Raw genomic sequence first — 4,567 nt, forward strand, 5'->3', positions numbered from 1 at the left:
ACTACGACATCGAGATACGCCGCGTCATCTGCAGCACCAACGCCGTGGAGTCGATTAACGCCCGCTACTGGCGCGCTATCCGCGCCCGCGGGCATTTCCCGACCGAAAAAGCTGCCCTGAAGTGCCTGTACCTGGTCACCCAATCGCTGGATCCGACCGGGCGAGGTAAGGCACGATGGGCGATGAAGTGGAAGCCCGCGCTCAACGCGTTCGCGATCACCTTCAACGGCCGGATCACCCCGACCGGCAACTAACAATGCCAAGGTCGGATCCACCGTTAATGTCAGTTCACTGTGCGGATGATTAATGTCAGTTCACTGTGCGGATGAGCTCAACCGCTTCGGTCAGCTCGTATCGCTGAACCAAACGATTCAGGATGTCGTCGGTCGTTAGTGCGGGCGCAGCGTATCTGGCAGCCATGGTCTGTACGGCCCGCAGCGCCACATCTGGTGAAACCGATACGGGGTCCGCCGCGAATTCGGCTGAGGACAAGAGCTTGATATGCGGGGGAATCTTCGCAAGAGGGAAGTCCCTCAGGTTCTCGGTGACGATGGCGCCTGCTCCACCAACGACAGCGGCAGCAACAACGTGTTCGTCGTCCGGATCGGGCAACCCGAAGGTGCCTTCGACTGGCTCCCAGTTTTCGACCAGCGCGTCGTCGAACGCGGCTGTCATCTGGTCAATCAGGTGACCCGCCCGCGCGGCCGCAACATCGGGTTGTTCGCCCCGGTCCATTAGCTTGCGTGATTCGGCGTACACGAGTTCGGCCAGGATGGCGATTGACCACAACGGCCGATACATCCGTTCGATCGCCAACGAAAGTAGGAAGTCGCGCAACAAGCTCGGCCACAACACCGAAGTGTCCAGGAGAGCGGCGAACATCGGTGCCCATATTGTCAGCTCGGCCGGGCTGAGCTCCTGCGGCGCGCCGCCACAGCGCGGCGCGCTTGGCGTAATTGCTTTCGGATCGTCTCTGGATCGCCATCGCTGTCAATCTCAATTGCGGCCGCCGCCAATGCGTCGTACTGACGCTTGCGGCGCTGTTCACGATAGGCCAAAACATCGTCGAGCAGGAGTCGATGCCGGTTGCCGATTCGTTCGGCAGGCAGCTCATTGTTATTAATCAGCCGAATGACGGTCGGGCGACTCACGCCGAGAAGATCGGCCGCCTGCTGGGTGGTCAGCGTCATTGTCCGGGGTGCGATAGTCACCGCCTTGCCCGCATGAAGTGCCGTGACCACCTTTGTTAAGGCCTGGTGGACGGCTTCGGGCAACTCGATACGGTCGTGCTCGTCGGTGCCCACAAGTGCATAACTCGGCTGAGCCGCTGTACCGCGGCGACGTTCGTGGGCAGCCAGAAACCCAACCACCAGTGCGAGCTCCTCGGGATGATCGGGGAGAAGGGTCGTGGTCTCGATGGCTTCGGTGTTCACGACAACATCCTACCCATCTTCGAACGAAGTGGAATCACTTTCGGAACGTTCGAATAGGGTCTTACGCAAATGATCGATCGTCCAGCCCTGTCGGCACGCATCGATAGGGCGATCAGTCGATCATGCGGCGAACTCCGTCTTGGCTGCCTGCGTACGTTGGGGACCACTTCGGGACCACACGTTATGCCCGTCACTGAACGACCTGCGCGTCTATGCACGTCATGCATGGCCAGAAACCAGGCGCACACTGCCCACGACCTGCGGAAATGCGCCGCCGCTATTTACTGGGGGTCAAGTGGTCGCAGGTTCAAATCCTGTCAGCCCGACCAGAGAACATGCAGGTTAGATCTGGTTTTCGGACCGAGGAGAGACCGCAGCCTCTCGCCATTCGACTGCCAGTGGGCCAAGAATGTCCCAAGGCAATGTATCAAGCAATGGCTTCGTTTGCGCATTGGCAAGTTGAGTCAGCGCAGCTCGATCACTGTGAAGACAGATGGACTTCGTCCAGAAGTTTGAGGGAGACCCGCAGTTCCATAGCGTCTGAGCCACCGGGTGCACACGGTTCGCCGGCGCGGCGGCGGCTGGTCCTGCTGCGTCATCGACTGGATGAGAGCCGAACACCCGCGTGCGCGGCTATCGCGGCACCGTTGGGCCGGGTATCAAGTGAGGTCACACGCGTTCCCTTCTCGTGAGACAGCGAGGGGTGGGTTGAGGGGACTAGGAGGCCATTGGCCCCGGATCCGGCCGCGCGCACGGTCGGGCTTATGGCTCAAGCTACTGGTGGTTGTAGCTTTACGCGTGGGTAACCGGCTGTGTATTTCAGTCGCCAGAGATGGGAGATCGCAGCTCAATTTTGGTCGCGCCCAGCGGAACTGCGTTTCCAGTTATTTGCCGGGCTGGGGGTACGAACCGTCACGCAGCCTGATCGTCCATGTGAGGTCTCAAACTCCGAACTGCCCACAGCGTCGTGCGCAGCCGTACCTATAGCGCTCTTCGACCTAAGTCGTGACGGCGTTCATGGCGGTGATGGGCGTGCCAGTAGGCGCGTCGAGTCTGGCTGTTACGCGCCTCCGATCTCCCAGCCAATGGTGAAACCGTTGCGCAGCACGAGATCAGTGAGGATGTCGGTGCGATCGGCGAGTGGCCACGACTCGATGGCGAACGCGTTGTTGGCGAAGAAGGCGAAGTTGGTTGAGGTCGTGGGGGTGGTGCGTGACCGGTACACGATGGCATCGAGCTGGTCCCACCATCGCCTGGCGGCATCGGCGAGCCGGTGGCAGGTGTCCCATACCTGCGCGTGCTGGCCGGTGCTGATCTGGTCATCGACGCCGAGGACATCGAGATTCCGCTCGGTGCGCAGGTCGAGTACGCGTAGGTATCGAGCGGCGACGAGCCGGACCAGGTGGTGGGTGGCGTGGTCGGTGGGAATCACGAGTCCGGTCGCCCGGTATCGCTCGCGGAACGCGCCGACGAGCTTGCTGCCCCCGTATCGCGTCCGGAATGCGCCCGACGCGGGGTCGAAGCGGTAGCGGGGGTCGGGGAAGCCCTTCCACGTCCACACCGCGGGTTGAGTCGCGTCGACCCGCCAGATCTCGGTGCCGACGGTGACGTGTCGGCGGCGAAGGCCGACGGGGCGAGCGTCGGGTAGGGGTGTCCGGTAGCCGGCGGGAAACTCAGGCACCGACGGCGGCGAGCATCCGCCATGCGGTGTCTGCGGTCTTGGTGTGACGCAGCGCTTCGGCGATCGACAGGCCGCCCAACTCGTCGTGCGTGATGCGCATGATGCGATCGGCGGACAACGGATCGGAGGTGAACCGTGCGAGTAATTCGAGAATCTGTGGCAGGTCTGGCCGTAGCCGGTCGTCGTCGAACTGCCAAGCTGGGAACCAGGTCTGATTGCCGACGGCGGCCCCGAGGAGCTTGCCGCGCGTGCGGAGCCGGTGGACCGCCTGCGGCGACCGGAGTCCCAGCAGTGCTTGGGCTTTCGGTGTTGGCATGGCGCCCTTGACGAAGTCCCGCACGAGGGCGGCGCGGCGCTGGTCGTTTAGCGTGGAGGCGGCAAAGCGTTCCAGCGTTCCCTGCGGCACCATCGGCGCGGCAAGAAGGGCATCGAGCACCCGTGCGAATCCGGAATCGCGTTGAGCCCGTGCCTCGACTTGGCGGGCGAGCGGGGCAGCGGCGGTAGGCATAGTCGCATCCTATCACGAGTCAGTTGTGATCGAAACAATCGAAACACAGCTGCGGCCCTGGGTGACCTGCGGCTGTTTGCGATGAGTTTCAAAAAGGGATCGTCGGCTCGGTGCAGGCGAGGGGGCGCGACGCTATGGGGGAGGAGGCAAGCGCAGTGGCCCAAGAGTGTCCCAAGACAGGCGCGAACAGGGTGGACAAGACAGCACAGACCCGACCATCACATGGGTCTGACCTGGACGTATTGGACGCAGTGGAACAGTAGTTCACACTGTCGGATTGACTGGGGGTCAAGTGGGGTGGCGCGCAGTTCTATCGGATCATCTTGCGCGGATCGGGGAAGCCCATCTTGATGTAGCCGGGAGCTCGTTTCTTCAGCGATGAGGCGATAACAGGGGTGCGCTCGTCGTGGTAGTCGTGCACGGTCGCGGTTGTCTTTGAGTGGTAGGGCCGGGTGACGCGGCCGATGTATTGGACGAGCCGGTTCTTGAAGGTGATCGGCGCGGCCAAGAACAGTGTGTCAAGGGCTGGGCAGTCGAAGCCTTCCCCGATGAACGAGCTGGTGCCGACGACCAGGAGTGGATCAGAGTCGGGCGTGTGGTTGGCAAGTTGGTCGGCGATTTGGCGGCGTTCACGAGCCTTCATGCCGCCGCTGAGGACGGTGATGGTCTTTCCTGCGGTCCGTAGCCGGTCGGTGATCGCGTTGAGGTGATCGACCCATGTGGTGAGCACCAGGATGTTGGCGCCGGTTTCGGCGGCGGTCAGGACATCGGCCACGATTTGGTCGAGTCGTGCGTGATCGGCGACGAGGGCTCGATAGATTTCGGCCATTCCACCGGGTGCAGTGGGATCGGCGTCGCCGCGGTATTGGAATTCAGTCGGGTGCAGGTGCAGAACCGGATGGGGCGTCAGTAGGTCGGAGCTGTCGACCGGGAGTTGTCCGGTAC

6 protein-coding genes are annotated in these 4,567 nt (G+C 62.4%); 1 reads left to right on the plus strand and 5 read right to left on the minus strand.

The features are described from left to right. On the plus strand, positions 1-254 hold a 254-nt coding region (locus VMD50_RS07605), incomplete at its 5' end, for a transposase (RefSeq protein WP_325426423.1). Between the two features lie 55 nt (positions 255-309). Here VMD50_RS07605 and VMD50_RS07610 read toward each other — a convergent pair. The 5 genes from VMD50_RS07610 to VMD50_RS07630 all read right to left on the minus strand — a co-directional run. Beyond that, entirely contained in the window at positions 310-882 is a 573-nt protein-coding gene (locus VMD50_RS07610) for a PIN domain-containing protein (RefSeq protein WP_325426425.1), read from the minus strand. A gap of 14 nt (positions 883-896) precedes the next feature. After that, positions 897-1,433, minus strand: a complete 537-nt coding sequence (locus VMD50_RS07615; RefSeq protein ID WP_325426427.1) for a helix-turn-helix domain-containing protein — start codon at positions 1,431-1,433, stop codon at positions 897-899. Between the two features lie 1,060 nt (positions 1,434-2,493). Next, positions 2,494-3,114, minus strand: a complete 621-nt coding sequence (locus VMD50_RS07620; protein WP_325426429.1) for an RES domain-containing protein — start codon at positions 3,112-3,114, stop codon at positions 2,494-2,496. Continuing rightward, on the minus strand, positions 3,107-3,550 hold the full coding sequence (locus tag VMD50_RS07625; RefSeq protein WP_325426431.1) for a hypothetical protein: 444 nt from the start codon (positions 3,548-3,550) through the stop codon (positions 3,107-3,109). The genes VMD50_RS07620 and VMD50_RS07625 overlap by 8 nt, the downstream gene beginning before the upstream one ends. Positions 3,551-3,932: 382 nt before the next feature. Further along, on the minus strand, positions 3,933-4,567 hold a 635-nt coding region (locus tag VMD50_RS07630), incomplete at its 5' end, for a DEAD/DEAH box helicase (RefSeq protein WP_325426433.1).

This window comes from Mycobacterium sp., from assembly GCF_035506235.1.
Taxonomy (GTDB): domain Bacteria; phylum Actinomycetota; class Actinomycetes; order Mycobacteriales; family Mycobacteriaceae; genus Mycobacterium.